Here is a 26,240-nt window from a genome sequence, read left to right on the forward strand (position 1 = left end):
TCTAGTCGAGTCGGATCGGCAAGCTAAGCAATCCTCGCCGGGGTTTACGGTTAAGCTGTCCACCCGGCACGCTCAGGCGGCGCTCGGCGTCCGGAGTCCGGCCAACAGATCTGTGAAGCGGTCGCCCTGGACGATGACGTGGCTGCGCAGGGCTTCGGCCGCCGCGACTTCGTCGCCGGCCATGATCGCGGCCACGATCCCCTCATGCTCGGCCAACGATTGCGGAAGCCGCTGCCGGACCCGTAGTTGCAACCTGCGGTAGGGCGCAAGCCGACGGTGCAGCGATAGGGCCTGCTCGGCCAGGAAGGCGTTGCGGCTCGCCCGGTAGACCACCGTATGGAACACGTAATTCTCGGCGTAGTAGCTCTCGGTATCTTCCTGGGCCATCGCTGCCTTGCAGCCGGCGAGCGCCGCCTGCAGGGCCTCCGAATCCTCGGGGACCAGGCGCCGGGCGGCGAGACGGCCGCAGGCCGCCTCGATCTCCGCCATGGCCTCGAACATCGCAAGCAGGAGATATGGCTCCGGCGCGCTCACGATGGCGCCCCGCCGCGGCTTGGCCTGGACCAGGCCGGTCGCCGCCAGTTGCAGCAACGCCTCCCGGATCGGCGTGCGCGAGACGCCGAAGCGCAAAGCCAGCTGGTTCTCATCGAGGCGCGACCCGAGCGCGAGATCGCCCGAGACGATCTCGTCCTCGATCCGCTGCCTCAGGCGCTGGGCGTGACTCATCCCTCCGGTCCCTCTGCGCCGACCATGGACGCTGCCTGCCTCGGCTTCCTGAAACACCGGCCGACGTTCCGCCAGTCACATATGCTTCAGTGTTGACAAAATATACAAGAGCGTCTTTCGTGCATACAAGCGCAGCATATTAGTATTGCGACGCACAAAATTGATGCCGCCAAGTGTGCGGTGCGGGAGAACGCCATGACGCCAACACGTCGTTCGCTGGTTGCAGCCGCCCTCGCGGCGCCCGCCATCCTGAGATTCGGCCTCGGCGCCGCGCAAGCCGCGACCGTCCTGAAGCTGTCCCACCAGTTCCCGGGCGGGACCATCGACGAGGGCGATTTCCGGGACCGGATGTGCCGGAAATTCGCCCAGGCGGTCGGCGAGCGCTCGAAGGGCGCGCTGGAGGTTCAGGTCTATCCGGGCTCCTCGCTGATGAAGACGAACGCCCAGTTCGGCGCCATGCGCAAGGGCGCGCTCGACATGTCGCTCTACCCGAGCCCCTACGCGGGCGGCGAGATCGCGGAGCTGAACATCGGCCTGATGCCGGCGCTCGTGACCTCCTACGCGCAGGCTCTGGCATGGAAGTCGGCGCCGGTGGGCCGCAAGCTCACAGAGCTGCTGGAGTCCAAGGGGATCGTGCTGGTCTCCTGGGTCTGGCAGGCCGGCGGTGTCGCCAGCCGCGAGCGGGGGCTGATCGCGCCGGCCGACGCCAAGGGCATGAAGGTCCGCGGCGGCTCCCGCGAGATGGACCTGATGATGAAGCAGGCCGGTGCCGCCACCCTGTCGATCCCGTCGAACGAATCCTACGCTGCGATGCAGACCGGGGCCTGTGACGCGGTGATCACCTCGTCCACCAGCCTGATCTCGTTCCGCCTGGAGGAGCTCGCGAAGGCGCTGACCTCGGGCCGTGAGCGCTCCTACTGGTTCATGCTCGAGCCGATCATGATGTCCAAGACGGTGTTCTCCGGCCTGCCGAAGGACCAGCAGGACCTGATCATGGCTGTCGGTGCCGAGCTCGAATCCTTCGGGCAGGCCGGCGCGAAGGAGGATGACACCCGGGTGGAGGCGATCTTCTCCAAGGCCGGCGCCAAGGTCTCGCAGCTCGACGAGCAGTCGCTGAGCCAGTGGCGCGAACTCGCCCGGGAGACCGCCTGGAAGGACTATGCCGGCCGCAACGCGAGCTGCGCGGAGTTGCTGAAGCTGGCGGAGCAGGTCGCGTGAGCCACGGCTTCGACGCCGCCACCGCGATCCCGGACGGCAAGGGCGCAGAGGAGCCGCGCCTTCCCGGCCTGCTCGGCCTGTTCGACCGGGCGCTGCGCGGCATCAACCGCGTGATCCTCGGCCTCGGCGGCCTCTGCCTCGTTGGCGCCTGCCTAGTGCTGAGCCACAGCGTCGTTGTCCGCTACCTCCTGAAGGAGCCCACCGACTGGCAGGACGAGATGGCGGTCTTCCTGATCGTCGGGGCGACCTTCTTCTCCGCCGCCGGGGTCCAGGCCAAGCGCGGTCACGTCGCGATCGAGGCGCTGACCGGGCTGCTGCCGCCGGCGGTCAACCGGGTCCGGCTGCTGCTGGTAGACGTGATCAGCCTGATGTTCTGCCTGTTCTTCGCCTGGAAGAGCTGGTCCCTCGACCACGAGGCCTGGATCGACGGCCAGACCTCGCAATCGACCTGGGGGCCCCCGCTCTGGATCCCCTACACGCTGATGGCCGCCGGCATGAGCCTGCTGTGCCTGCAATTCGTCCTGCAGATCGCCGAGGCTCTGCTCTACGGGCCGCGGGCGGCGGGCTGGGCCAAGCCGAAGATCGGCATCGGCGCCGACGTCAACAAGGATATGCGCGACGCGCCCGCGGTCACCCCGCAGGGGCCCGATCCGATGGGCCGGACGGTCGACGCGAGGGTCAAGTGATGAGCACGGCGGCGATCGGCTTCCTGTATGCGGGAGCCACCCTCGGGGCGATGCTGTCGGGCATCCCCATCGCGTTCGCGCTCGGCGCTGTGGCGCTGGCCTTCATGGTCGCGTTCATGCCGAGCGCCTCCCTCGATACGGTCGCGCAGAACGTCTACGAGGAGATGGCCTCGATCACCCTGCTGTCGATCCCGCTGTTCATCCTGAAGGGCGCGGCGATCGGGCGGTCCCGGGCGGGCCAGGACCTCTATTCGGCGATGCATGCCTGGATGCATCGCATCCCCGGCGGCCTCGGCATCGCCAACGTCTTCGCCTGCGCGTTGTTCGCCGCCATGGCGGGCTCGAGCCCGGCGACCTGCTCGGCGATCGGCTCCGCCGGCATTCCGGAGATGCGCAAGCGCGGGTACTCGCCGGGCTTCGCCGCCGGGATCATCGCGGCCGGCGGGACCCTCGGGATCCTGCTGCCGCCCTCGATCACCATGATCCTGTACGCGGTCGCCTCGGAGCAATCCCTTGGGCGCCTGTTCCTGGCCGGGATCGGACCGGGGCTGTTGCTGGTCGCCCTGTTCGCCACTTGGGCGATGTACCGGTTCCGGTCGGAATTCACCGCCGCCAAGGCGGTGCTGGAGCGCGGCGGACCGGCCTCGCCGATCCTGGCCGACGAACAATACAGCATGGCCCAGCGCTTCTCGACGTTGCCGCGGGTGCTGCCGTTCGTGGTCCTGCTCACCGGCGTGATGGTGGCGCTCTACGGCGGCTACGCCACGCCCTCGGAGACGGCCGGTCTCGGCGGCCTGCTGGCGCTCGGACTGATCGCCGCGATCTACGGCGTGTGGCGGTTCCGGGACGTCAGCCCGATCCTGATCGCGACGTTGCGGGAATCGACCATGCTGATGCTGATCATCGGCATGTCGCTGCTCTACGCCTACGTGATGAGCTACCTGCACCTGTCGCAATCGGCCGCGGCCGCGATCGTGGCGATGCAGCTCTCGCCCTGGGTGCTGCTGGTGACGATCCTCGGCCTAGTGATCGTGCTCGGCTTCTTCCTGCCGCCGGTCTCGATCATCCTGATGACCGCCCCGATCATCCTGCCGCCCCTCAAGGCCGCGGGCTTCGACCTGGTGTGGTTCGGAGTGGTGATGACCATCACCATGGAGATGGGGCTGATCCACCCGCCGGTGGGCCTCAACATCTTCGTCATCAAGAACATCGCCCCCGACATCCCGCTCTCGGACATCATCTGGGGCACCCTGCCCTTCGTGATCCTGATGGCGGTGGCGATCCTGATCCTGTGCCTGGTGCCGGGGATCGCCATGTGGCTGCCGGACCTGCTCCTCGCGACGACGCGGTAGCGCCGGACTTCCCAACAAACGGCGGTGCCGGTAACCTTCGCTGTGTGACCGGCGCCGCTGCCCTATCTATTCGAGATGACCGACCTTCAGACCATCCAGATGCTGCACACGGCGAACGTGATCGCCGAGGACGAGATCGACGCCAGCGTCGAGGCGTTCCTCGCCGGGGCGGTGGGCGAGCCCTACCGGTTCCGCAGCGGCCACCGGCTGAACCTCGTCAAGGCGGTGCGCAGCCATCCCGGTGCCCAGGAATTCGTCGGGCGCGCCAATGTCGGCACGCAGTTGAAGCGGCCCTTCGTGCGGGCGGCGATCCTGCAGGCACGACCGTTGAAGGGGTGAAGGCGGGGCGGCGGGTCCCGAGCGTGTTCGAGGAGGCTGTGCCGGCCCGCTCAGGTCATCCTGAAGGACTTCCCGCTAAGAGCGCGTAAGATTCGGGGGGATGAGCCAAAGAGCGTGGTGGGGCTCTTCTCCCGTGCGCGCAGGCGGATCCGCCGCTCGGGCCGGGCAATACGGGGGCGGGATGGAACGCGGGTCCCCTCGCCCGCACGGAGAAGGCCGCGCGTGGCGGCCCAAAGAGGCCGAGTTTTAGGACGTAGCGTTGTTCGGGATGAGGGATCCCGCACTGGTTTCCGGTGCGCAAGCCCGTGGGCGACCGCACCGAAACGCGGTGCACGGTCGGTTAAAAACTCTCGAAATCCGATCTCGCCAGACGTGGTTTTGAAGTCTGGCAACGCTGCCGGCATCGCGCGTTGTACAATGCCGACACGCGCGAACCGATCCGCCTGAATTCAGCGTCCCTCGGACTTCTTAACGGCCGCCGAGACGGGGTTCTTCTGCGACGGGGCCGCCGCATTCATCTTCGGCACCGCCTTCTTGGGCTTCTTCGTCTCACGATTGCTACGCTGCTTCTCGGAGGCCATGCTGTCGATCCTTCGGTTCGAGGCGGGTGACGTGACGGCGCGGTCGCGGCAGCGATGGCCTACGGTTTGACATGCGCGATGAAGCGCCCGCGGGCCCAGAGCTCGATGCGGTGACCGTCTAGCAGGGTGGTGGCGTGGCGCTCGGCCGCGTCGTCATCCAGGGCGTCCACCGGGACGGTCGAACGGACGCTGCCATTCGGGGAGAACCGGTAGGCCTGGTAGGTCGTCGGCGCGCCGGACGGGGTGGCCGGGAATACGAGGAGGTTTGCCATGTCTTCGTCCGCCGATCACAGGCGGGGACATGCCGTCCTCAGTCACCGGAGCCTGTTGCCGCTCTTCCGGTAATGCAATGAGCCTGCGCCCAAACCGCCGCAAAAGATAGTCGCTTCGCGGCGGCGCATCCCGATTCAGCGCGGAGTTGGCTGCAGGTCAAACTGCAGCGCTTTCCCCGCCACGCCCGCATCCTCTATGAACGGCGACGCGGGTGTTCCGGATGCTTCGCTGATCTATCGGCCGTCCTCGCCACGGCCTGCGTTACCCGAAGGACACCTTCATGAGTCTTGAGACGGTCCGCGCGTTCTTCGCCAACAAGGCGCCCGACATCGCGGTCATCGAGCTGTCCACCCGCACTGCGACCGTGGCGGAAGCCGCCGCCGGCCACGGGGTCGCCCCGGCTCAGATCGCCAAGACGCTCTCGATCCGCATCGGCGATCAGGTCGCCTTGGTGGTGACCCGCGGCGACGCGCGCCTCGACAACAGGAAGGCGAAGGCCGTGTTCGGTGGCAAGGTCCGGATGCTCGATCTCGGCGAGGTCGAAGCGCTCACGGGCCACCCGGTCGGCGGGGTCTGCCCGTTCGGGCTGGCCGCGCCGCTGCCGGTCTATTGCGACGTCTCGCTCCGGGCCTTCGACGAGGTCGTCCCGGCGGCCGGCAGCACGAACAGCGCCGTGCGCATCACCCCCGGCCGCATGGGCGAATTGACCGGGGCCGTCTGGGTCGATGTCTGCCAGGAGCCCGGGTGAGCGAAGGGCTCAACGGCCACTCCATTCCGGCGTGCGCTTGCCCAGGAACGCCTCCATGCCCTCCCGAAAATCCTGGCTCATGTAGCACAGCAGGATCAGGTCATCGCCGGGATGCGGCGCGCCATCGGCGGTCGGCTCCTCCTCGGCGAGGCGGCGCAGGCCTTCCTTGGTGGCCTGCATGGTGAGCGGCGCGTGGCCGGCGAGCAGCTGTGCCAGGGCGTCGACGCGGTCGGTCAGCGCCGCGCGGTCGTCCACCACCTCGCCGACGAGGCCGATGGACAGCGCCTCCTCGGCGCCCACGAGGCGTGCGGTGAAGATGATGTCCTTCACCCGCGCCGGACCGATCAGCCCCGAGAGCCGCTTGAGATTACCCTGGCTGAGGCAGTTGCCGAGGGTCCGGGCGATGGGGAAGCCGAATCGGGCGTCGCGTGTGGCGATCCGCAGGTCACAGGCCGCCGCTATGGCGGCGCCGCCGCCCGTGCAGGCGCCGGCGATCGCCGCGATGGTCGGCACCCGCAGCCGTTCCAGGGCGCCGAGCACCCGGTCCATGAAGCGCTCGTAGCCCAGCGCGTCCTCGGCGGTCTCGAAGCTGCGGAACTGGGCGATGTCGGTGCCGGCCGCGAAGGCCTTGTCGCCGGCACCGGTGATGATCAGCGCCTTCACGGCCGGATCGGCGGCGATCGCATCGCAACAGGTGATCAGCCCCTGGTACATCGCGAAGGTCAGCGCGTTTCGCGCCTGCGGCCGATTGAGGACGATCCGGGCGATCCCGGCCGCGTCGGTGGTGAACAGCAGCTCGTCGGTGGCGGGCGTGGCACTCATCGCTGCGTCTCCGGGTCGGGGAGGATTCAGGCCGCGGTCTCGCGGACCACGCCCCTGTCGATCAGGCCGTCGATCTCGGCGGCGGTGTAGCCCGCCTCGCCCAGGATCGCTCGGGAATGCTCGCCGAGCAACGGCGCAGGTCCGTGGACCCGACCGGGCGTGTCGGAAAACTTCACCGGCAGACCGAGCGTCTTCATGCGGCCGACCCGGCTGTGCTCGACCTCCACCACCATCTCGCGGGCGAGCGTCTGCGGGTCCCGGTGCATGGCGTTGACGTCGAGCACCGGCCCCGCCGGGACGCCCCCGGCTTCGAGGCGTCCGAGCCAGACCTCCGACGTCTCCGCGGAAAAGATCGGCGCCAGGGTGGCGGCGAGTTCGTGGCGGTTGGCCATGCGGTCGCGGTTGAGGGCGAAGCGCGGATCCTCGGCCAGGGCCTCGGCGTCGATCGCCTTGAGCATCCGCAGCCAGTTGGTCTGGTTGGCCGCCCCGATGGTGATCCATCCGTCGGCGGTCGCGAACGCCTCGTAGGGGGCGTTCAGCGGATGGGCCGAGCCCATCGGCCCCGGGGCGATCCCGGTGGCCATGGCGATGGCCGACTGCCAGTAAGTGTGGGTGATCCCGGCCTCGAACAGCGAGGTGTCGACCGCTTGGCCCCGTCCGGTCTTCAGCCGGTGCACATAGGCCGCGAGCACGCCCATGGCGGCCAGGATCCCGGCGGTGATGTCGGTCACCGGCGGTCCGCATTTCATCGGCGGCCGGCCGGGGCCCTCCCCGGTCACCGACATCAGACCGCTCATCCCTTGCGCGACCAAGTCGAACCCGGCGCGGTCGGCATAGGGTCCAGTGCGGCCGAAGCCCGAGAGCGAGCAGTAGACCAGTGCGGGAAACTCCTGCCGCAGGGTGTCGTAGCCAATGCCGAGGCGCTCCATGGTGCCGCCGCGGTAATTCTCGATCAGCGCGTCGGCCGTCCCGAGCAGCCGGCGCAGCACGTCCAATCCGTCCGGGTTCTTGAGATCGAGGCTCAGCCCGCGCTTGCCGCGGTTCATCATCATGTAGGCGGCGCTCTCGCCCTCGAGCGCCGGGGGGACGGTGCGGCGGGTGTCGTCGCCGTCCATCTTCTCGACCTTGATGACCTCCGCGCCCATGTCGGCGAGCATCAGGCCGCAGACCGGGCCGGCCATGATGTGAGCCAGCTCGATCACCCGCATGCCGGCGAGCGGCCCGGACCGTCCGGTCGTCTCCACCATCGCGGCGCTACTCCCCGGCCGGCGCGGGCGCCACGGGACCCACCGGCCCGGTGACGGGGTCCACGAACTCGCGCTCGGGATGCATCGTGAAGGCGAGGGCCGCTCCAAGCAGGCAGAGACCGACCGAGCCGACGAACGGTAATGTCCAGCTCCCGGTCAGGTCGACGATGAGCCCGAACACGATCGGTGAGACGATCGCCGCAATGGCCGACCCGGTGTTCATCAGCCCGCTGGCGGTGCCGGCATATTTCGGCGCGATGTCCATCGGCACCGACCAGATCGGGCCGATCACCAGCTCGGCGAAGAAGAAGCCGGAGGACAGCAGCAGCGCCACCAGGGTCAGGTCGCGGGTGAGGAACACGCCCGCCAGGCTCGCGGCCGCGCCGAGGAAGCCGACCACGATCACCGACAGGCGCGCGAGCTTCACGTTGCCGGTGCGATGGAGGATCGAGTCGCTCAGCATGCCGCCGACCGTATCGCCGACGACGCCGGCGAAGAAGACCCCCGACGCGAACAGGGCCGAGTTCTTCAGGTCAAGGCCGTAATTCTCTTTGAAGAAGCTCGGAAGCCAGCCGAGGAACAACCACAGGGTCCAGCCGTAGCAGAAATACGTGATCGTCACCGGCAGCATGCGCCGGGCAAGCGGTCCCCACGGCACCGATTGCTTCGCGCCGACCTTGCGCGGCGGCGGCAGCGCGTCGAGTTCATCGGCGGTGATCTTCGGGTGATCGGACGGATCGTCTCGGAAATACAGGTACCAGATTACCACCCATACGAAGCTGACCCCGCCCAGGATCACGAAGCTGGTGCGCCATCCGAAATGGTACATCAGGAACGCCACGATCGGCGGCGCCACGGCGTTGCCGAGCCGAGCGAAGGCGTGGGTGATGCCCTGCGCGAAGCCGCGCCGGCCCGGCGCGGTCCAGTTCTGCATGGCCCGGGTTGCGGTCGGGAAGGTCGCGCCCTCACCGAAGCCGAGCAGTACGCGGGCCAGGAATAGGCTGACGATGCCGCCGACCAAACCGGTCAGGATCGTGGCCGAGGCCCAGACCAGACCGCAGACCAGCAGCGTGCGCCGCGCCCCGAACTTATCGCCGACGGAGCCGCCGATCACCTGGAAGATCGCGTACGGGTAGGCGAAGGCCGACAGGATCAGACCGAAGTCGGTCTTCGACATGCCGAATTCGCGGATGATCTCGGCGCCGGCGGTCGCGATGTTCACGCGGTCCAGATACGTGATGAAATACATCACGCAGAGCAGGCCGAGCACGGCGTTGGTGGCGCTGACGCGCTTCAACATCGACCATTCCTCCCTCGGAAACGCCGCGTTTCGCGGTCGCCTCGCGCCCCGTCCGGAGGGACGTGCGCATTTTGGTATTCGTTATTCAAACGCCTCTTGCACCGGAAGGCAACCATGCGTCGAGGGGACCCAGCACGAATTCAATTTGAGCGCCTCGAACGAAAAACGGGAGCCTTGCGGCTCCCGTTGGACGTTTGCGGGTCTGGATCGTGTCGGTTCCGTCAAACCGTCGCTGGCTGGAGCTGACCGGTCTCCGCCTCGCCGCCCAGCGCCTTGCCGCGCGGACCGACCCAGCTACCGACCCACTTGCGCTGCCACAGCATCAGGCATCCGAGCACCGCGGTCGTGAACACCGCGTAGCCGACGAAGCCGAGCGAGAATGAGCCGGTGTACTGCTTCGAGAGGCCCATGACGTTCGGCAGGATCGCGCCGCCGAGCGCCCCGACCTCGCCAATCATCGAGCCTGCGACGGCGGTGTTGGCCGGCCAGCGCAGGGGCACGAGCTGGAACAGGGCGCCGTTGCCGGCACCGAGCGCCGCGAAGCAGAGCATGAACAGCAGCGTGGTCACGGCGAGCGAGGGCGTCGCCATCAGCGACAGGAAGGTCGCGATCGCCGCGAGCAGCACCACCGACAGGACCGCGATCCCGCCCATCCGGTCGGCGTAATACCCGCCGACGATCCGGATGCCCGAGCCCATGAAGGCCGCCAGCATGGTCAGGCGGCCGGCCTCCACCTTAGTCACCGAGAACTGCTCGTAGAAGAAGGTCGGCAGGAAGTTCGACAGGCCGACGAAGCCCCCGAAGGTGATCACGTAGATCAGCGAGAACGCCCAGCCGTCCTTGGTGAACAAGCAGGAGACGTGCTCCTTGAACGACTGGTGCGCGGTATCCGGCGGCTCCTTGGCGAACACGATCATGACCGCGAGCGGGATCAGCATCACCACGCCCGCGAAGGCGTAAGTGGTCTGCCAGCCGTAGGCCTGCGCCAGCGGCGGGGCGAACAGCACGGCCAGCACGGTTCCGGAATTGCCGGCCCCCGCGATGCCCATCGCCAAGCCCTTGTGCTCAGGCGGGAACCAGCCCGAGCCGAGGGACAGAGCCACGCCGAAGGAGGCGCCCGCGATGCCGAGCAGCACGCCCATGGCGAGCACATCGTTGTACGAGGAGACTGCGAAGAAGCCGTAGGCCATCGCCATCATGATCACGGTCATCTCCGTGATCGCAGCGTTCTTCCGGCCGATATACTGGGCGAGGATTCCGAGTGGGAAGCGCATCAGCGCGCCGGCCAAGATCGGGAGCGAGATCATGAACCCGGTCTGGGCCGGCGTCAGCTTGTAGGTCTCGGTGATGAACGGGCCCATGGCGCCGTTCAGGACCCAGATGGCGAAGCAGAAATCGAAGTAGAGGAACGCCGCAAACAGTGTCGGGGGGTGACCCGACTTCATCGCCGTCTTGAAGCTGGCCATAGCTGGTGCTCGTCTAAGTGAGGCGAACCGCTACGCGGTCGCTCATGCCGGGGATCCGGACTCGCACCGTCCGCTGTTTGGAGCGTCGTTGCTCCGCCGCCGCAGCAGGGCGCGGCGCTTCGGCAATGCAGCATGCGTGCCAAATTTTTAGGGGGCGCCATAGGGTTCTTGAGATCGCTCTGGCCAGTACGGCCTTCAATCGGCCCACGCCGTCGTTCAAACCGCAGCGAAGCTCACCAGCGCGATCCCGGACCGGGGTGTTTTCCTCGGTTGCTTCGCCGCGCTTGCACTGACAGGCGAGACGCAGCTGGCCCCACGTCACCCGGGATGAGGTGGCGTGGGGCGCTATGCGCGAACGAGACTTTGCGTGCTGTCACGACCGTCCGGCAACGCATCCGACCTAAAAAAACCCGATCTCGGCCGGCGGCAGCATTGGCGTCGATCCGGGCAACCCTGCCCCGGAATCGGGCGATCCGCGAAACTGCGCGCCTCAGCGGTGCCCCCTCAACGGCACGAAACGACGGTACGGACGATCCAGCCCTCCTGGGGCACCCAAAACTTGCGACGGGCGCGGCCGCACTCGCGCTCGGGCTGGGTCCCCGACGTCCAGGTCCCGGCCGGCTCGGCGACCTTGGTCGGCTCCGCCGTCGCGGCCCGGCGGGCCTGCGCGCTCGGTCCGACAACCAGGGCCGCAATCAGAATTGTAGCGCTCACCAAAACACGCGCGTGCACGACCAAGACCCTTCGCCCGACGAAAATGCCGGTGGCTGGCATCAACCGGAGGTTGCTGACCGGCGCAAGGCCGGTGCCGCTCGGAACCGGATTCGTCCCGCCCGTTCCTGCATCAGGGTGAACGGAGGGGCAGGCGGTTGAGGCAGGAACGCAACACAAGTGCGGAGAAGTACACGCGGCGACAGCAGACTTCACCCGGTGAGGACGCATGCAACTTGGCGATGCCGCAGGATCTTTGCTAAGGCCTGGAATGAGCTTGGCTTTGTATTCGTGCTGGCCTGCTCGATCGCGCGCCGCCGCACGCTCCCGGTGACGCCGCGCCATCCAGGGAAAACCGCGCCATGTCCGCCCCGTTCCGCCGCCTGTTCCTGGCCGGCTTCACCGTCCTCGCGCTCGCCTCGACTGCCCAAGCCCAAGGTCGCGGCCCGGTCGCCGAATCCGGGATCGATGGGTTCGGCGACGACGGACAGCTCTATCAGGACCAGAACGGCGCGTTCTACGTCCGCCGCGGCGACCGCTACCTGCCCTATACCGGCCGCCCGCCGGTGGTCCGCCCGGCTCCTCAGGCCGCCCCGGCGCCGCAGGCGGCCCCGGTCTACGCTCCGGATTTCGACGATCCGACCGCGCCGCCCCGGCGCGCCGCCGGAACGCCACCGGCCGAGGGTCTCTCCCCGATCGAGGCGGCGAAGGCGAAGGCCGTGCTGCGCGCGCCCGACGACGGTCCGATCGACTACGCCAAGGCGTATGGGCCGATCCCGGACGACGTATTCCCGGTCCAGGCCTTCAACTACAAGAAGATGAACCCGGCCTACCTCCGGCAGGAGATCGCCTATAACGGCCCCTACGAGCCGGGCACGATCATCGTGGACCCGCGGGCCCACCAACTTACCCTGGTCGAGCAGGGCGGACGCGCCCGCCGCTACGGCGTCGGCGTCGGCAAGCAGGGCTTCTCGTGGTCCGGCACCGCCACGGTCAATTCCAAGCAGGCCTGGCCGGATTGGTACCCGCCCAAGGAGATGATCGCCCGCAGCCCGAAGCTCGCCAGCGAGGTCGACAAGCTGCAGAGCGGCCTCGGCGTCGCGGGCGGCCTGCGCAACCCGCTGGGCGCGCGCGCCATGTATCTCTGGCAGGGCAACAAAGACACGCTGTTCCGCATCCACGGCACCCTCGAGCCGTTCTCGATCGGCAAGAGCGTGTCCTCGGGCTGCATCCGGATGATCAACCAGGACGCGATCGACCTGTTCAGCCGGGTCAACGTCGGCTCGAAGGTCGTCGTCCTGAACTGATTTTTTCGGATTTGGGGGGCAGCGTCAGGCCAGGGTGCGGCGGTGCTCCCCCAGGATCCGCCGGACCGTGCCGGCCTCCGAGCGGTAGACCACCGTCTCGGTCTGGATCCGGTCGGGCCGGAAGCGGACGCCGCGGAGCAGCGCGCCGTCGGTCACGCCTGTGGCGGCCACGATCACGTCGCCGCTGGCGAGATCCACCAGATCGTATTTTCGGTTGAGGTCGTCGATGCCCATCTCGGCAGCGCGGCGGCGGCGCTCGGCCGTGTCCAGGATCAGCCGTCCCTGCATCTGGCCGCCGATGCACCGCATGGCTGCAGCCGCCAGCACCCCCTCGGGGGCGGCACCGGTGCCGAGATAGATGTCGATGCCGGTCTCGCCCGGGCTCGCCGTGAAGATGATGCCGGCGATGTCGCCGTCCGAGATCAGCCGCACCGCGGCGCCCGCGGCGCGGACTTCCGCGATCAAGCCCGCATGCCGGGGGCGGTCGAGGATCAGCGCGGTGATCTGATCGGGATCGACGCCCTTGGCCCGGGCCAGCGCCGCGATGTTGTCGGCGGGGCTGGCGTCGAGATCGACCAGACCGGGCCGGTATCCGGGGCCGATGGCGATCTTCTGCATGTAGACGTCGGGGGCGGCCAGCAGCGAGCCGCGCTCGGCCATGGCCATCACGGCGATCGCACCCGGCATGTCCTTGGCGCAGAGGGTCGTGCCCTCGAGGGGATCGACCGCGATGTCGACCTCGGGTCCCTCCCCCTGGCCGAGCTGCTCGCCGATGAACAGCATCGGAGCCTGGTCACGCTCGCCTTCACCGATCACCACCGTCCCGCGGATCGGCAGGCTGTTGAGCTCCGCCCGCATCGCGTCGACAGCGGCTTGATCGGCGGCCTTCTCGTCGCCCTTGCCCCGCAGCCGGGCCGCCGCGATGGCGGCACGCTCCGTGACGCGGGCGAGTTCGAGGGCGAGCGTGCGCGGAACGCCACGCGGTTCGGACTTGGGGGCCACGGCCATCGCTTCCTGCCTCTGTCCGGGTCCGATCTTGAAGTCGGATCCCGGTTTGATCGTCGTCGACCAACGCCTGTCAGCCTACGCGCGCCGCGAAAGTATCACCTATCTTGCATCAACATTGCGGCATATGCCGAGTCTTTGTGCACTCTTATTCACGCTCGATGCGGATAACCTGCGGCGGCTCGGCCAGCAGGCCGTCGGCGCCGATCGCGTCGAGTGCATCGCGGATGTTGCCCTCGGTGGCCGCGTAGGTGATCAGCACCAGCGGCACCGGCCGGCCCGAACGCCCGCGGGGATCCGTCCCGGCGCTCTCGGTGCGGCGCTGCAGGATGCTCTCCAGGGAGATCTCCCGCTCGGCCATCCGCTGGGCCACGCCGGCGGCGACGCCGGGGCGATCGTGTACGGTCAGCCGGATGTAATAGCCGCCCTCGTGCCGCTGCATCTCGACCCGCTCGCTGGCGCGCATCGACGCCGCCGGCACCCCGAAGGTCGGGCGGACGATGCCGCGCGCCACGTCGGCGATGTCGGCGACCACTGCGGAGGCCGTCGCCTCGCCGCCGGCGCCCGGGCCGATCAGCGTCAGCTCACCGACCGCGTCGGCGTCGATCGTGACCGCGTTGGTCACGCCCATCACCTGGGCGATCGCGGAAGATTTGGGGACCATGGTTGGGTGGACGCGCTGCTCGATCCCGGCCTCGGAAGCCTGGGCGACGCCGAGCAACTTGATCCGGTAGCCGAGCTCGTCGGCCATGCGCAGGTCGAGGGGCTGCACCCGAGAGATGCCCTCCACCGACACGCCGTCCGCGTCGATGACGGTGCCGTAGGCGAGGCTCGTCAGGATCGCGAGCTTGTGGGCGGTATCGAAGCCCTCGACGTCGAAGGTCGGGTCCGCCTCGGCGTAGCCCAGCGCCTGCGCGTCCTTGAGACAGGCCTCGAAAGTCAGGCCCTCGCGCTCCATGCGGCTGAGGATGTAGTTGCAGGTGCCGTTGAGGATCCCGTAGACGCGCGCCACGGCGTTGCCGGGCAGGCCCTCGCGGAGGGTCTTGATCACCGGGATACCGCCGGCTACCGCGGCTTCGTAGGCGAGCGCGACGCCGTTCGTCTCGGCGAGCGCCGCCAGCGCCGCGCCGTGTCGGGCGAGCAGAGCCTTGTTGGCGGTCACCACGGTCTTGCCGGCCTGCAGCGCCGCCTCGACCACGGCCTTGGCAGGCCCCTCGGCGCCACCGATCAGCTCGACCACGCAGTCGATCTCGCCGGAGCGGGCGAGCGCCACCGGATCGTCGAACCAGGTCACGCCGGCCAGGTCGAGGCCACGGTCGCGGGTCCGGTCACGGGACGACACAGCGGCGACGCGGATGTCGAGGCCGGAGGCGGTCAAGGTGTCATGGCGGCGGGCGATCATCCGGACGACGGACGCGCCGACGGTGCCGAGCCCGGCGACGCCGATGCGGTAGCTCACTGTCATGATTCCTTCCGTGCACGGGACTCGCGATGAGCCGGGTCACCGATGCGGCGCATCTGTGCAAGAATTCCGTCCGGCCCGCAACAAAACCGCCCGCGCCCTCATTCGACCGCGTCGCGGTGCCGGACCGCCGTGACGACCAGGGCGTAGAGGACGACGGCATTGAGTACGTTCCAGAGGGCGTGCGTGCCGGTCGGCAGCGCCGCGCAGACGGATCGGTCGAGGGTGCGGGCGGTCAGCGAGACCAGGAACAGCACGCCGATCTCCGTGAGCCGCCGGCCGGTGCCGACGAAGCGGTGCTCCGGCCGATCGAGCGCCGCCACGGTGAACAGGGCGAGCGCCGCGGCAACATAGTCGATCGATCCGTTGGTCAGGGCGGAGATGTCGGACCCGCTCAGCCCGTCGAGGGTGGGGACAAGGGTGAAGCTGAACAGGACGAAGCCCGCAGTCGCCGCCTCCACCCGGATGCGCGGCAGCCGCAGGATGCGATGGAGCGCCAGCGCCAGGTAGGCGACGATGAACAGCGTGATCGGGATGATGTCGGCATACATCGCCCAGGTCACCGCCAGGGTGTGGAACAGGAACGATCCGCATCCGATGACGGCGATCAGCCCAGCCAGTCCCAGGCACGCGCGGTCCGGCGGCCGCGCGGCGCGGGCCCGGCGCGCCGCGGCCGCGGCGGCCAGCAGGAAGGCGGCGTTCGACGCCGCGTTGACCGGCTCGGCCCAGACCTCCGGCCCGGTCCGCTCGCAGTAAGCCATGACCGGCTCGAACCACCCCATCGTCATCCTGGCGTCTATATCGCCCCGATCTTGCGCCGCCATGGCCTTGTCAGCGCGGCGCGAAGCGCGGATGACGCTTCAGCCGCTCCGGGACCAACTTTGGCGGCGAGCGCTCCAGACGGCGACCGGGAAGCGAGGCGATGCGGATCACGACCTGGAACGTCAACTCGATCAAGCAGAGGCTGCCGCATCTGCTCGGCTTCCTCGACGAGGCGAAGCCCGACGTGGTCTGCCTGCAGGAGCTGAAATGTCAGGACGAGGCGTTCCCGCGTGCCGAAGTCGAGGGTGCCGGGTACGCGGTCGAGACGCTGGGCCAGAAGGCCTATAACGGCGTGGCGCTGCTGGTTCGGGCGCCGCTCGAGATAAGCGAGATCCGGCGCGGACTTCCGGGCGACGAATCCGATGAGCAATCGCGCTACATCGAGGCGCTGATCTCCGGCGCCGAGACCAGACCGGTGCGGGTCGCCTCGATCTACCTGCCGAACGGCAATCCGGTCGACAGCCCGAAATACCCCTACAAGCTCGGCTTCATGGAACGGCTGCGGATCCACGCGCGCGCCCTCATGGAGGACGAGACCGCCGTGGTGCTCGCGGGCGACTACAACGTCATCCCGGAACCCGCCGACGCGGCCGACCCGGAAGCGTGGCGCTCCGACGCGCTGTTCCTCCCCGCAACGCGGGCGGCGTTCCGCGCCGTCCTGGCCGAGGGCTACACCGACGGCCTGCGCGCCTGCGATCCGCGCGACGGGCTCTTCACCTTCTGGGACTACCAGGCGGGCTGCTGGCAGCGGAACGCCGGCATCCGCATCGACCACCTCCTGCTGTCGCCGCAGGCCGCCGACCGTCTGGTCTCGGCCGCCGTGCAGAAGCACCTGCGCGGCCTGGACAAGCCGTCCGATCACGTACCGGTGACGGTGGAGCTGACGGCTGGCTGAAAGCCCCCCGCAGGGACGGGCCTTCGTGCCATCCGGTCGCGATGGCGCCGCGAACCTGCGAGACTGCGGGCTCAGCTCAACGGCGAGACTCCCTGCGGCAGCGCGATCGTCGAGGTCGCTTCGGCGATCTGACCGGGACCGCCCTTCGGCGGCCAGACACCCGCGCCGTAGGCGTTGGCGCGCAATGCGGCCCGCTCCTCCAGGCTGGCGAAGGCCCAGATATGCGTGATGCGCGGAGCGCCATCGAGGGCGTAGAGGTTCACGACGAGATGCTCGGTATACGGACGGGCCGGCTCGATCGCCGCCTCCCAGCCCGCGAGCGTTGCCGGCAGGCCGCCGGGCTTGAGGCGGTAGGTCCGGACTTCATAGACCCCACCCCGATATCCGGTGCGGATCGGCGGTAGGAAGGGGAACGGCGCGTAGCTGTCCATCTCCAGCGCGGTCACCACGCGTCCCGCATGAAACGGGTTGACACTGAGAAGGGCGCGCCGACGCTCGGCCGTCATGTCTTCCGGCGCCTCGAACCCGCGCAACACGATGATCCGCCCCAGCGTGCCGAACTCCGTGCGCCAGCAGCCGATCACCTGTCCCTTCGCGTCACCGTCCTCAACCCAGGCCCGGACGCCGTCGCCAGCCTCGCCGAGCGCCAGCAACGGGCAGGAGAGCGTCGCAAGTTCGTACAGCATGGCGGCCTCGACGGATCGGTAGGTCCAAAGCGCGCGCGAGCGGTTCGGTTTCACGCCAGCGCATTTGCATCCGTGGCTGATCGGGTCCTAATCGCCCCTCGACGACCACCCGCGCCGCCCGCCTTCCATGCAAGCCGCACGCATTTCGCATCGCTTCAGGTGAACCAACCGACCATGCCGGCCCGCCCTCTCGTCCTGTTCCCCGACCCGAAACTCTCACTGCCGGCACAACCGATCGATGCGTTCGGACCCGAAACGAAAGCCGTGGCCGACGACGTGGCGGACACGCTTTCCGCCGTGAGCGCCATGGGCCTGACGGCACCGCATATCGGCATCCTCGCGCGGATCGTGGTGGTCCGTACGTCGCCGGACGAGGATCTGCGCATCTACGTCAACCCGGTGATCCTCTGGGCCTCCCCGGAGACCGCGCCGCATGAAGAGGGCAGCGTCAGCATGCCCGGCGTGCGCGAGCGCATCACAAGGCCGAGCCGGATCCGCTTCAGCTACCGCGACCTCGACGGCGCCGCCCACGAGGAGGAGACGGACGGCTTTTCGGCCGCCGTGATCCAGCATGAGATCGATCAACTCGACGGTATATTCTGGATCGACCGCCTATCTCGTTTGAAACGGGATCGTCTCATCAAACGGTTTGAGAATTCGAACGCCTCGAGATCAAGATGATCGTGAGTGGAACACGACGAATTGGTCGACGTGAAACGATGACATCGCCACCGATTGCATCGCTGCCGGCAACGGCTCAAGAGCGATGCCGGTTCATCGGGGGATTCAACCATGATCGTCTACGGCAGCAGCCTCTCGCCCTTCGTGCGAAAAGTCCTGGTGGCATTGGTCGAGAAGGGTATCCGCTATCAGCACCGGCCGGTGGCGCCACAATCGGACGATGCCGCATTCCGGGCGGCGAGCCCGATCGGCAAGATCCCGGCGATCGAGCATGACGGCTTTCGGCTGGCCGATTCGAGCGCGATCCTCGATTATCTCGAGCGCCTCACCCCGCAGCCCGCGCTGATCCCGGCCGATGCGCAAGGGGCTGCCCGCGCCCGCTGGTTCGACAAGTTCGGCGAAGTCGAGCTGGATCGGAAACTCTCTGTCGTGTTCACGGAGCGCTTCCTGAAGCCCCGGGTGCTCAAAATCCCAGGTGGCGACGCGCTGGCGCAGCAGGCGCTCGACACGGATCTGCCGCCCCTGTTCGACTACCTCGAATCGCAGATCATTGGGCCGTTCCTGGTGGGCGGCAGCTTCGGGATTGCCGACATCGCGGTCGCGGCGCCGTTCCACAATCTCCGGCTCGCCAAGGTTCAGGTGGATTCCAGTCGCTGGCCGAAGCTCGCCGGCTGGGTCGCGCTGACGCTCGACCGGCCGTCCTTCGTGACGGCGATTACCGCGCCGGCTTGGTGAGGCGACAGGGCCGCGATCACGGAGCGGTGACCGTGACGCGGTCGGCGCACCGGCGATCGGCCCTATCTGCCATGCAGGGGCAGGCGGATCGATATCCGGCCGTCGCGTCCCCGATGGAGTTGTAATGATCGTCTACGGTACCGGCTACTCGCCCTACGTCCGCAAGGTCCTGGTCTCGCTCACCGAGAAGAACGTGCCCTACGAGCACAGGCCGGTGATGTTCCACGCGCCCGATTCGGATTTCCGGGCGGCGAGCCCGCTGGGGAAGATCCCGGCGATCGAGGATGGCGGGTTCAAGCTCGCGGATTCCTCGGCGATCCTCTGGTATCTCGAGCGCAAGCACCCGACCCCGGCCCTGGTGCCCTCCGACCCACAGGCCCTCGGCCGCGCGGTCTGGTTCGACAAGTTCGGCGATACCGAGCTGTTCGGAAAGCTGATCGTGCCGTTCGTCGAGCGGATCCTGAAGCCCAACATGATGGGCAAGCCCACCGACGGCGCCGCCGTCACGAAGGCGCTCGACGCGGATCTGCCGCCGCTGTTCGATTATCTGGAGCGGCAGATCTCGGGCCCCTACCTCGTGGGTGACGCCTTCAGCATCGCCGACATCTCGATCGCCACGGGTTTCTACAATTTCCACGTGGCCGAGGCGCAGATCGACGCCGGCCGCTGGCCCAAGCTTGCGGCCTATATCGCCGAGACCCTGGCACGTCCGTCGTTCAAGACCGCGCAGGACGCCAAGAAGGGCTGAGGCAAGTCGGCGGCGGCGTCAGAGCAGGGCTCTAATGCCGCCGTCGGATCGAGCCGACGGTCTGGAGCTGGCTCTGCGCCTCGGCTCGGTCGTCCTCGTTGGCGGCCGCCCAGTTCTTGTCGTAAAGCGCGACAATCCAAGCGTCCTTGCGGCCCTCCGCGCCCTCGCGGGCGAGCGATAGCCACATCAGGCCTTTCACGCGCTGGACCGGCACGCCGCCCAACCCGTTCATCAGCATGTCGCCGAGCAGAGCCTGCGCCGGGTGGTGCCCCTTCTCGGCCGCGAGATTGAACCAGCGAGCGGCCTGCCGGGGATCGGCCTCGACCCCGGTGCCGTCGAGGTAGAGCCGGGCCAGGTTGTACTGCGCGTTCGGCTCGCCGTAATACGACGCCGCGTAGTTGAACATGTCGTAGGCGCGCTCGGGGTTCGGACGCACGTAAGTGCCCTTGATCCCCTCGAGAAAGTAGGTGCCGAGCGCCGTGAACGCACTGCCGGTGACCGCCGAGTTCTGCGGATCGGGACCGTCGTCGGTGCTGGCGTCGGCGATCCGGGAGAAGAACTCGAACGCCTTCAGGTCGTCATGGGGCACGCCGTCGCCCTCGGCGTACATCCGGCCGAGCTTCCAAAGGGCCAGTGCATGGCCCTGCCCGGCGGCGTATTCGAGGGCGCGGGCGGCGCCCTGCTTGTCGCCGGCATTGTACTCGCGCACCCCGGCCCGCAGCGCGTCCTTGGCCGACCGGTAGCTCTTGTCCGCCACGGGCACCTGGACCGGCGCGCGGACGCTGGCATCGAGCGCGCGCGGCGCATCCGTGGGCAGGGCGAGCAGGATCAGGACGCCGGCCGACGCCGCGATCCTGGCGATCAGGCGGGACCGACCGGGATCGGCCCCGGCCGGCGCCCTGCGCCGGCTGAGGTCAGTCCTAGACGTCCGCATAGCTCTCCAGCTCCTTGGCGCCGCCCGGATGGGTGACGGCGCCGTACAGCGCCGGGCCGACGCCCTGCGCGTATTTCCACAGATACCCGGAGGTCGCCGAGTTGGTCCGCGGCGCCCAGGCCTTGCGGCGCTCGGCGAACTCCGCGTCCGACAACGCGACGTTGAGCGTGCCCTGGATCGCGTCGAGGGTGATGATGTCGCCGTCGCGGATCAGGCCGATCGGCCCACCGACCGCCGCCTCGGGGCCGACATGGCCGACGCAGAAGCCGCGGGTCGCGCCGGAGAAGCGCCCGTCCGTGATCAGCGCGACCTTGTCGCCCATGCCCTGGCCGTAGAGGGCCGCCGTGGTGGACAGCATCTCGCGCATGCCGGGGCCGCCACGCGGACCCTCGTAGCGGATGACGAGGACATCGCCTTCCTTGTAGGTGCGCGACTGCACCGCCTCGAAACAGGCCTCCTCGCCGTCGAACACCCGTGCCGGGCCGGTGAAGACCTGTTTCTCGGCCGGCATGCCAGCGACCTTCACGATCGCGCCCTCGGGGGCGAGGTTGCCCTTGAGGCCGACGACGCCGCCGGTCGGGGTGATCGGGCGGTTGGCCGGATAGACCACGTCCTGGTCGGGGTTCCAGGTCACCCGGTCCATGTTCTCCGCGATGGTGCGGCCGGTGACCGTCAGGCAGTCGCCGTGCATGAAGCCGTGGTCGAGCAGGGTCTTCATCAGCAGCGGGATGCCGCCGACCTCGAACATATCCTTGGCGACGTAGCGCCCGCCGGGCTTGAGGTCGGCGATGTAGGGCGTGCGCCGGAAGATCTCGGCGACGTCGAACAGCGTGAATTCGATGCCGCATTCATGCGCGATCGCCGGCAGGTGCAGGGCCGCGTTGGTCGATCCACCGGAGGCGGCGACCACGGTGGCGGCGTTCTCAAGCGCCTTGCGGGTAACGATGTCGCGCGGGCGGATCTGCTTGGCCAGCAGCTCCATCACCTTCTCGCCGGCGGTGGCGCAGAACTTGTCCCGGATCTCGTAGGGCGCCGGGGCGCCGGCCGAATAGGGCAGCGCCAGGCCGATTGCCTCGGAGACGGTCGCCATGGTGTTGGCGGTGAACTGCGCGCCGCAGGCGCCGGCCGACGGGCAGGCGACCTGCTCCAACTCGTCGAGGTCCTCCAGGCTCATGTCGCCGACCGCGACCTTGCCCACAGCCTCGAACAGGTCCTGCACGGTGACGGGCTTGCCACGGAACGAGCCGGGCAGGATCGACCCGCCGTAGATGAAGATCGACGGCACGTTGAGGCGGACCATCGCCATCATCATGCCGGGCAGCGACTTGTCGCAGCCGGCGAGGCCGACCAGGGCATCGTAGGCGTGGCCGCGCATGGTCAGCTCGACCGAGTCGGCGATGACCTCGCGGGACGGCAGCGAGGCGCGCATGCCGCCATGGCCCATGGCGATGCCGTCCGTGACCGTGATGGTGCAGAATTCACGCGGGGTGCCGTGAGCCGCCGCGACGCCCTTCTTCACTGCCTGCGCCTGGCGCATCAGCGAGATGTTACAGGGGGCTGCCTCGTTCCAGCAGGAGGCGACACCCACCAGCGGCTGGTGGATCTGCTCCCGGGTCAGTCCCATCGCATAGAGATAGGAGCGATGCGGGGCCCGATCCGGCCCTTCCGTAACGTGACGGCTGGGCAGCTTCGACTTGTCGTTCAACCGCGTGTCCATCAACCCGAACCAAGCCTTCGCGCCGCCAGTCCCGAGGGTGCAGGAAGCCGCGGCGCGTCGCCGTTCGCGATGCGCCGGATGGGCCGTCCGCGTGCTCGGGAAAACCTCGTTTCGAAACGGTAAATCGTTGTCGAACTTGCCGTTTACCGCGGAGGGTGAGGTGGGCCCGGACTATGGCGGGATCGCGGCGTTTGCGGGCAGGTCTCGGGGCGGACCCGGGTTCGTTTTACGGTGTTGCGACCCCGCCACAGCCACGCTTGGGGTCGATTGCCGGCACGAGATAAGGTTAAGGATAATCCCTCGGCCACCCGACCCGGCAGATTAGGCTCAATCGACACGGGTTCTGAAGCTCATAGACGAGCGGTATCGTCGGAGCCTTGCCGCTCAGAACACGCCGCCGTCATTCCGGGGCGCCGCAGGCGAGCCCGGGATTCAGAGGCGCCGATCGCACAAGGCACTGAACTGATTGCGTTTCTGGATCCCGGGCTCCGCTTCGCGGCCCCGGGATGACGGTGGGTGATGGATCGGATGTCGATGACAATCTACAGACCGCAGGCGTGGGCTATGAACTGCTCTCCGCGTGACTGATCCGACACTCGTTCGGCGCCGGGCACGAAACACGCGCTTCCGTTCAGCTTCGGCCAGGCTCCGGCAGGGCGGCGGCCGAGGGAGCGGATTCCAAAGCGTGGTCGCTCTCGTCCTTCAGGTTCACACCGCTGAGGCCGAGGGTCAGCGCACGCGCGAGCAGCCAGTGCAGCTTGAACGCGGCGCGCTCATGGGTCAGGCCGGCGGCCCGCACATTCGAAATGCAGTTGCGCTCCGCGTCCGAGCGGCCGATTTTGGGATCGAGCGTCAGGTAGATGCCGAGACTGTCGGGGGAGGACAGGCCTGGCCGCTCGCCGATCAGCATCACCACCGCCCGAGCCTTCAGGGCTTGGCCGACAGCGTCGCCGAGCGCCACGCGCGCTTGCCGGGCGATCACCACGGGCGCGAGGCGCCACGCGGCATTCTTCGCAAGGGGCGTGAACGCCATCAGCAACGGCGCCGCATTCTCGTGCACGGCCCGGGCCGAGAGCCCATCGGCCACCACCACGGCGAGATCGGCGGCATCGGCCACGGCCTCGAGCTTCGGCAAGTCGTTCGGGTCTAGCCGCCGCCCGAGATCCGGGCGGCGCAGGTAGGTCGCCCGGTCAGGGGCCTGGGACGCGACCGGGATGATCGAGAAGCCGAGTTCCGTGATGGATGCGGCCAGGGCCTCAGCATCCATCGGCGCGTGGACGGCATCCCGGGCCTGGGCATGATCGAGGCCGAAGCGCAGCACCTCCCGGGTCGGCAGGCCGCTGCCTGCGCGTCCGAGCCCGATCCGGGCCGGCGTCAGGCCGGCGAGTCTGGACCAGATCTCCCGCAGGTCGCTCACGCGGCGAGGTCCGGCGCGGCGGTGAGGAGGGGCGCGCCCGATCCCGGCAGCAGGGCGCCGGCCCCGTCGGTCAGCCCGATGCCGTGCAGCCAGGCCTCGAATTCGGGGGCGCGCTTCAATCCCAGCACCTCGCGCAAGTAGAGGGAATCGTGGAACGACGTGGATTGGTAGTTGAGCATCACGTCGTCGGCCCCCGGGACGCCCATGATGTAGGTGCAGCCGGCCGCGCCGAGCAGCGTCAGCAGCGTGTCCATATCGTCCTGATCGGCCTCGGCGTGATTGGTGTAGCAGACGTCCACGCCCAGCGGCACGCCCATCAGCTTGCCGCAGAAATGATCCTCCAGCCCCGCCCGGATGATCTCCTTTCCGTCGTAGAGGTATTCCGGCCCGATGAAGCCCACGACGGTGTTCACCAGGAGCGGCCGGAACGGCCGGGCGACCGCGTAGGCCCGGGCCTCCAGGGTCTGCTGGTCGATGCCGTGATGGGCATCGGCCGAGAGCGCGGAGCCCTGCCCGGTCTCGAAATACATGCAGTTGTCGCCGAGCGGGCCGCGCTTGAGCGCGAGCGCGGCCTCATGAGCCTCCTTCAGCAGGGCGAGCGTCACTCCGAAGCCGGCATTGGCCTTCTCGGTCCCGGCGATCGACTGGAACACGAGGTCGACCGGCAAGCCGCGCTCCATGGCGGCGAGCGTCGTGGTGACGTGGGTGAGCACGCAGGCCTGGGTCGGGATGGCGTGCTTCTGGATCACCCCGTCAAGGAGGTGGAGCAGGTCACCGAGCGCCTGGACCGAATCCGAGGCCGGGTTGATGCCGATCACGGCGTCGCCGCAGCCGAGGGTGAGCCCGTCGAGGATCGCCGCGGTGATCCCCTTCGGATCGTCTGTGGGATGATTGGGCTGCAGCCGCACCGCCAGCGTGCCCGGCAGCCCGATCGTGTTGCGGAACCGGGTGACCACCCGGGCCTTGCGCGCCACCGAGATCAGGTCCTGGTTGCGCATGATCTTCGAGACTGCAGCGGCGATCTCGGGCGTTGCGCCCGGTGCGATCCGGGTCAGCACCTCCGGGGTGGCGGTCAGCAGGAACTCGCGGAAATCGCCGACCGTGAGGTGGGCTATCTCCCGGAAGGCGGCGGCATCGTGCGTATCCAGGATCAGCCGGGTGACGTCGTCCTTCTCGTACGGGATCAGCGGGCGGGCCAGGATCTCGGCCAGCGGCACCTCCGCGAGGCACCAGCGCGCCGCCGCGTTCTCCTCGGCCGATTCGGCCGCGACCCCGGCGAGCCGGTCGCCGGAGCGGATCGGCGTCGCCTTGGCCATCAGTGTGGCGAGGTCGGCGAAGACGTGGGTGCGCGGGCCGACGACGTGGCGGTAGGCCATGCGGTTTTCCCCCGTCCTTGCTTTCCGAGGATCACAGGATAGCGTGATCCGATACGGCTGTCCGGTCAGGCCGCACCGGCATTCGGTGCGGGGACCTCGGTGGAGATGGCATCGACCGTGCGCGGCATCGGGCTGCCCTGCCCGTCCGTGCGCTGGATCCGGACCTGTTGGTTGACCGGCTGCATGTTGCCGAACGGCGTCGAGAAGGCGATCTCGGCGGCGTCACGCCCGACGCCGATGCGCACCAGCCCATCGAGATCCGCCTGACGGGTCGCGTCGAACAGCCACCAGCGCCCGTCGAGATAGGCTTCGAACACCGCGTGGAAGTCGCTCGGCACGAGACCGTGCGCGTAGCAGCTCACGAACCGGGCCGGGATCCCGAGTGCCCGGCAGAACGCCGTTCCGATATGCGCGAAGTCGCGGCAGACGCCGGCCCGCTTCAGGAGCGACTCGTCCGCCGTGGTCTCGCCGTCGCTCGTGCCGGGCTGGTAGGTGATGTGGTCGTGGATCCAGTTGCAGATCTCGTTGACCCGGCTGTGGCCCTTGGGCAGCGCGCCGAACTCGGCCTGCGCGTAGGGCGTCAGCCGATCGGAGGAGACGAACCGGCTCGGCAGTAGGAACGGTAGGATGTCGAGCGGCAGTTCGCCGACCGGGGTCTCGTTGATGGTCGCCGGGTCGGCTCGATGGACAGTCAGGTCCACCTCCGCATTATACTCCAGCGCGAACTGACCCATGGGCACGTTGACGCCGAGATAGCGGTTCAGCAGGTCGGGGGTGGTGTAGAGGTCGCGCTTCAGGTTCGGCGTCAGCACGAGGCTCTCGCTGAGGATCTCGACGCTCCTCAGCTTGGCCACCTCCAAATTGAAGATGAAAGTCGTGTCCGAGAGAATATTATAGGACAGGCTGCAGCCGAGGGTATAGCGCATCGGATCTCCTTGCCGGGCGACGAGATGATCGCTGTCCAAGCAAGGTGCGCGCCTTATCGG

The 26,240-nt window shown here is 68.3% G+C and carries 27 protein-coding genes; 10 read left to right on the forward strand and 17 right to left on the reverse strand.

Annotated elements, in window-relative coordinates; genetic code table 11:
• Positions 1 to 72 precede the first annotated feature (72 nt).
• Complete coding sequence (locus FV242_RS00290; RefSeq protein WP_147906916.1) at positions 73 to 726, reverse strand: GntR family transcriptional regulator; 654 nt, start codon at positions 724 to 726, stop codon at positions 73 to 75.
• A gap of 195 nt (positions 727 to 921) precedes the next feature.
• Between FV242_RS00290 and dctP the strand changes: the two genes are divergently transcribed.
• From dctP to FV242_RS00310, 4 genes are all read left to right on the forward strand, one after another.
• Positions 922 to 1,944, forward strand: a complete 1,023-nt coding sequence (gene dctP, locus FV242_RS00295) for a TRAP transporter substrate-binding protein DctP (protein WP_147937527.1) — start codon at positions 922 to 924, stop codon at positions 1,942 to 1,944.
• Complete coding sequence (locus tag FV242_RS00300) at positions 1,941 to 2,630, forward strand: TRAP transporter small permease (RefSeq protein WP_147937528.1); 690 nt, start codon at positions 1,941 to 1,943, stop codon at positions 2,628 to 2,630. Before dctP ends, FV242_RS00300 begins: the two co-directional genes overlap by 4 nt.
• On the forward strand, positions 2,630 to 3,982 hold the full coding sequence (locus FV242_RS00305; protein ID WP_147906919.1) for a TRAP transporter large permease: 1,353 nt from the start codon (positions 2,630 to 2,632) through the stop codon (positions 3,980 to 3,982). Before FV242_RS00300 ends, FV242_RS00305 begins: the two co-directional genes overlap by 1 nt.
• Before the next feature lie 75 nt (positions 3,983 to 4,057).
• Positions 4,058 to 4,321 (forward strand): hypothetical protein, encoded by a 264-nt coding sequence (locus FV242_RS00310; RefSeq protein WP_147906920.1) that lies wholly within the window; start codon positions 4,058 to 4,060, stop codon positions 4,319 to 4,321.
• A gap of 449 nt (positions 4,322 to 4,770) precedes the next feature.
• Here FV242_RS00310 and FV242_RS36015 read toward each other — a convergent pair whose 3' ends face one another.
• On the reverse strand, positions 4,771 to 4,902 hold the full coding sequence (locus tag FV242_RS36015; protein ID WP_281406478.1) for a hypothetical protein: 132 nt from the start codon (positions 4,900 to 4,902) through the stop codon (positions 4,771 to 4,773).
• 59 nt (positions 4,903 to 4,961) lie between these two features.
• Positions 4,962 to 5,174, reverse strand: coding sequence for a hypothetical protein (locus tag FV242_RS00315; RefSeq protein WP_147937529.1), 213 nt, complete (start codon positions 5,172 to 5,174; stop codon positions 4,962 to 4,964).
• Positions 5,175 to 5,455: 281 nt separating this feature from the next.
• Here FV242_RS00315 and FV242_RS00320 point away from each other — a divergent pair, with 281 nt between their 5' ends.
• Positions 5,456 to 5,923: a YbaK/EbsC family protein gene (locus FV242_RS00320; RefSeq protein WP_147937530.1), complete on the forward strand. Its 468-nt coding sequence runs from the start codon at positions 5,456 to 5,458 to the stop codon at positions 5,921 to 5,923.
• Positions 5,924 to 5,932: 9 nt separating this feature from the next.
• On the opposite strand, the gene FV242_RS00325 is transcribed toward FV242_RS00320, so the two are convergent.
• From FV242_RS00325 to FV242_RS00345, 5 genes are all read right to left on the reverse strand, one after another.
• Positions 5,933 to 6,745: an enoyl-CoA hydratase/isomerase family protein gene (locus FV242_RS00325; RefSeq protein WP_147937531.1), complete on the reverse strand. Its 813-nt coding sequence runs from the start codon at positions 6,743 to 6,745 to the stop codon at positions 5,933 to 5,935.
• A gap of 26 nt (positions 6,746 to 6,771) precedes the next feature.
• The gene (locus FV242_RS00330) at positions 6,772 to 7,992 is read right to left on the reverse strand and encodes a CaiB/BaiF CoA-transferase family protein (RefSeq protein WP_147937532.1); all 1,221 of its coding nucleotides are present in this window, start codon (positions 7,990 to 7,992) and stop codon (positions 6,772 to 6,774) included.
• A gap of 7 nt (positions 7,993 to 7,999) precedes the next feature.
• Positions 8,000 to 9,292, reverse strand: coding sequence for an MFS transporter (locus FV242_RS00335; RefSeq protein ID WP_147937533.1), 1,293 nt, complete (start codon positions 9,290 to 9,292; stop codon positions 8,000 to 8,002).
• A gap of 221 nt (positions 9,293 to 9,513) precedes the next feature.
• Complete coding sequence (locus tag FV242_RS00340; RefSeq protein WP_147906926.1) at positions 9,514 to 10,758, reverse strand: NarK/NasA family nitrate transporter; 1,245 nt, start codon at positions 10,756 to 10,758, stop codon at positions 9,514 to 9,516.
• A 504-nt stretch (positions 10,759 to 11,262) separates the two neighbouring features.
• Positions 11,263 to 11,472 (reverse strand): hypothetical protein, encoded by a 210-nt coding sequence (locus tag FV242_RS00345; protein WP_246692547.1) that lies wholly within the window; start codon positions 11,470 to 11,472, stop codon positions 11,263 to 11,265.
• A 359-nt stretch (positions 11,473 to 11,831) separates the two neighbouring features.
• On the opposite strand from FV242_RS00345, the gene FV242_RS00350 reads away from it, so the two are divergent.
• Complete coding sequence (locus FV242_RS00350; protein ID WP_147906928.1) at positions 11,832 to 12,776, forward strand: L,D-transpeptidase; 945 nt, start codon at positions 11,832 to 11,834, stop codon at positions 12,774 to 12,776.
• A 24-nt stretch (positions 12,777 to 12,800) separates the two neighbouring features.
• Here FV242_RS00350 and glpX read toward each other — a convergent pair whose 3' ends face one another.
• The 3 genes from glpX to FV242_RS00365 form a co-directional block, all read right to left on the reverse strand.
• Complete coding sequence (gene glpX, locus FV242_RS00355; RefSeq protein ID WP_147906929.1) at positions 12,801 to 13,784, reverse strand: class II fructose-bisphosphatase; 984 nt, start codon at positions 13,782 to 13,784, stop codon at positions 12,801 to 12,803.
• A gap of 145 nt (positions 13,785 to 13,929) precedes the next feature.
• On the reverse strand, positions 13,930 to 15,246 hold the full coding sequence (locus tag FV242_RS00360; protein ID WP_147906930.1) for a homoserine dehydrogenase: 1,317 nt from the start codon (positions 15,244 to 15,246) through the stop codon (positions 13,930 to 13,932).
• Between the two features lie 98 nt (positions 15,247 to 15,344).
• On the reverse strand, positions 15,345 to 16,025 hold the full coding sequence (locus tag FV242_RS00365) for a ceramidase domain-containing protein (protein ID WP_187278295.1): 681 nt from the start codon (positions 16,023 to 16,025) through the stop codon (positions 15,345 to 15,347).
• A 140-nt stretch (positions 16,026 to 16,165) separates the two neighbouring features.
• On the opposite strand from FV242_RS00365, the gene xth reads away from it, so the two are divergent.
• Positions 16,166 to 16,960, forward strand: coding sequence for an exodeoxyribonuclease III (gene xth / locus FV242_RS00370; protein ID WP_147906932.1), 795 nt, complete (start codon positions 16,166 to 16,168; stop codon positions 16,958 to 16,960).
• 71 nt (positions 16,961 to 17,031) lie between these two features.
• Here the strand turns inward: xth and FV242_RS00375 are convergent, their stop codons facing one another.
• Complete coding sequence (locus FV242_RS00375) at positions 17,032 to 17,646, reverse strand: NIPSNAP family protein (RefSeq protein ID WP_147937536.1); 615 nt, start codon at positions 17,644 to 17,646, stop codon at positions 17,032 to 17,034.
• 174 nt (positions 17,647 to 17,820) lie between these two features.
• Here FV242_RS00375 and FV242_RS00380 point away from each other — a divergent pair, with 174 nt between their 5' ends.
• From FV242_RS00380 to FV242_RS00390, 3 genes are all read left to right on the forward strand, one after another.
• Positions 17,821 to 18,327, forward strand: a complete 507-nt coding sequence (locus tag FV242_RS00380; RefSeq protein ID WP_147937537.1) for a peptide deformylase — start codon at positions 17,821 to 17,823, stop codon at positions 18,325 to 18,327.
• A gap of 111 nt (positions 18,328 to 18,438) precedes the next feature.
• Complete coding sequence (locus FV242_RS00385; protein WP_147937538.1) at positions 18,439 to 19,062, forward strand: glutathione S-transferase family protein; 624 nt, start codon at positions 18,439 to 18,441, stop codon at positions 19,060 to 19,062.
• Positions 19,063 to 19,186: 124 nt separating this feature from the next.
• A complete protein-coding gene (locus FV242_RS00390) occupies positions 19,187 to 19,810 on the forward strand; it encodes a glutathione S-transferase family protein (protein WP_147937539.1) in 624 nt (207 codons plus the stop codon).
• Between the two features lie 31 nt (positions 19,811 to 19,841).
• On the opposite strand, the gene FV242_RS00395 is transcribed toward FV242_RS00390, so the two are convergent.
• The 5 genes from FV242_RS00395 to FV242_RS00415 form a co-directional block, all read right to left on the reverse strand.
• Positions 19,842 to 20,744, reverse strand: a complete 903-nt coding sequence (locus FV242_RS00395) for a tetratricopeptide repeat protein (RefSeq protein WP_147906937.1) — start codon at positions 20,742 to 20,744, stop codon at positions 19,842 to 19,844.
• Positions 20,731 to 22,461, reverse strand: coding sequence for a dihydroxy-acid dehydratase (ilvD, locus tag FV242_RS00400; protein WP_147906938.1), 1,731 nt, complete (start codon positions 22,459 to 22,461; stop codon positions 20,731 to 20,733). The genes FV242_RS00395 and ilvD overlap by 14 nt, the downstream gene beginning before the upstream one ends.
• Positions 22,462 to 23,092: 631 nt before the next feature.
• Positions 23,093 to 23,878, reverse strand: coding sequence for an ethanolamine ammonia-lyase subunit EutC (gene eutC, locus FV242_RS00405; protein ID WP_147937540.1), 786 nt, complete (start codon positions 23,876 to 23,878; stop codon positions 23,093 to 23,095).
• A complete protein-coding gene (locus FV242_RS00410) occupies positions 23,875 to 25,254 on the reverse strand; it encodes an ethanolamine ammonia-lyase subunit EutB (protein WP_147937541.1) in 1,380 nt (459 codons plus the stop codon). The genes eutC and FV242_RS00410 overlap by 4 nt, the downstream gene beginning before the upstream one ends.
• 65 nt (positions 25,255 to 25,319) lie before the next feature.
• Positions 25,320 to 26,180 (reverse strand): transglutaminase family protein, encoded by an 861-nt coding sequence (locus tag FV242_RS00415; protein ID WP_147937542.1) that lies wholly within the window; start codon positions 26,178 to 26,180, stop codon positions 25,320 to 25,322.
• Positions 26,181 to 26,240: the final 60 nt, after the last annotated feature.

It is taken from the genome of Methylobacterium sp. WL64 (genome assembly GCF_008039945.1).
GTDB lineage: Bacteria > Pseudomonadota > Alphaproteobacteria > Rhizobiales > Beijerinckiaceae > Methylobacterium.

What these genes read in the sequence shown, in the direction of transcription:
- FV242_RS00290 (WP_147906916.1), bottom strand. Translation starts at nt 726, where the DNA reads ATGAGTCACGCCCAGCGCCTGAGGCAGCGGATCGAGGACGAGATCGTC.
- dctP (WP_147937527.1), top strand. Translation starts at nt 922, where the DNA reads ATGACGCCAACACGTCGTTCGCTGGTTGCAGCCGCCCTCGCGGCGCCC.
- FV242_RS00305 (WP_147906919.1), top strand. Translation starts at nt 2,630, where the DNA reads ATGAGCACGGCGGCGATCGGCTTCCTGTATGCGGGAGCCACCCTCGGG.
- FV242_RS00310 (WP_147906920.1), top strand. Translation starts at nt 4,058, where the DNA reads ATGACCGACCTTCAGACCATCCAGATGCTGCACACGGCGAACGTGATC.
- FV242_RS36015 (WP_281406478.1), bottom strand. Translation starts at nt 4,902, where the DNA reads ATGGCCTCCGAGAAGCAGCGTAGCAATCGTGAGACGAAGAAGCCCAAG.
- FV242_RS00315 (WP_147937529.1), bottom strand. Translation starts at nt 5,174, where the DNA reads ATGGCAAACCTCCTCGTATTCCCGGCCACCCCGTCCGGCGCGCCGACG.
- FV242_RS00320 (WP_147937530.1), top strand. Translation starts at nt 5,456, where the DNA reads ATGAGTCTTGAGACGGTCCGCGCGTTCTTCGCCAACAAGGCGCCCGAC.
- FV242_RS00325 (WP_147937531.1), bottom strand. Translation starts at nt 6,745, where the DNA reads ATGAGTGCCACGCCCGCCACCGACGAGCTGCTGTTCACCACCGACGCG.
- FV242_RS00330 (WP_147937532.1), bottom strand. Translation starts at nt 7,992, where the DNA reads ATGGTGGAGACGACCGGACGGTCCGGGCCGCTCGCCGGCATGCGGGTG.
- FV242_RS00335 (WP_147937533.1), bottom strand. Translation starts at nt 9,292, where the DNA reads ATGTTGAAGCGCGTCAGCGCCACCAACGCCGTGCTCGGCCTGCTCTGC.
- FV242_RS00340 (WP_147906926.1), bottom strand. Translation starts at nt 10,758, where the DNA reads ATGGCCAGCTTCAAGACGGCGATGAAGTCGGGTCACCCCCCGACACTG.
- FV242_RS00350 (WP_147906928.1), top strand. Translation starts at nt 11,832, where the DNA reads ATGTCCGCCCCGTTCCGCCGCCTGTTCCTGGCCGGCTTCACCGTCCTC.
- glpX (WP_147906929.1), bottom strand. Translation starts at nt 13,784, where the DNA reads ATGGCCGTGGCCCCCAAGTCCGAACCGCGTGGCGTTCCGCGCACGCTC.
- FV242_RS00360 (WP_147906930.1), bottom strand. Translation starts at nt 15,246, where the DNA reads ATGACAGTGAGCTACCGCATCGGCGTCGCCGGGCTCGGCACCGTCGGC.
- FV242_RS00365 (WP_187278295.1), bottom strand. Translation starts at nt 16,025, where the DNA reads ATGGGGTGGTTCGAGCCGGTCATGGCTTACTGCGAGCGGACCGGGCCG.
- xth (WP_147906932.1), top strand. Translation starts at nt 16,166, where the DNA reads ATGCGGATCACGACCTGGAACGTCAACTCGATCAAGCAGAGGCTGCCG.
- FV242_RS00375 (WP_147937536.1), bottom strand. Translation starts at nt 17,646, where the DNA reads ATGCTGTACGAACTTGCGACGCTCTCCTGCCCGTTGCTGGCGCTCGGC.
- FV242_RS00380 (WP_147937537.1), top strand. Translation starts at nt 17,821, where the DNA reads ATGCCGGCCCGCCCTCTCGTCCTGTTCCCCGACCCGAAACTCTCACTG.
- FV242_RS00385 (WP_147937538.1), top strand. Translation starts at nt 18,439, where the DNA reads ATGATCGTCTACGGCAGCAGCCTCTCGCCCTTCGTGCGAAAAGTCCTG.
- FV242_RS00390 (WP_147937539.1), top strand. Translation starts at nt 19,187, where the DNA reads ATGATCGTCTACGGTACCGGCTACTCGCCCTACGTCCGCAAGGTCCTG.
- FV242_RS00395 (WP_147906937.1), bottom strand. Translation starts at nt 20,744, where the DNA reads ATGCGGACGTCTAGGACTGACCTCAGCCGGCGCAGGGCGCCGGCCGGG.
- ilvD (WP_147906938.1), bottom strand. Translation starts at nt 22,461, where the DNA reads ATGGACACGCGGTTGAACGACAAGTCGAAGCTGCCCAGCCGTCACGTT.
- FV242_RS00410 (WP_147937541.1), bottom strand. Translation starts at nt 25,254, where the DNA reads ATGGCCTACCGCCACGTCGTCGGCCCGCGCACCCACGTCTTCGCCGAC.
- FV242_RS00415 (WP_147937542.1), bottom strand. Translation starts at nt 26,180, where the DNA reads ATGCGCTATACCCTCGGCTGCAGCCTGTCCTATAATATTCTCTCGGAC.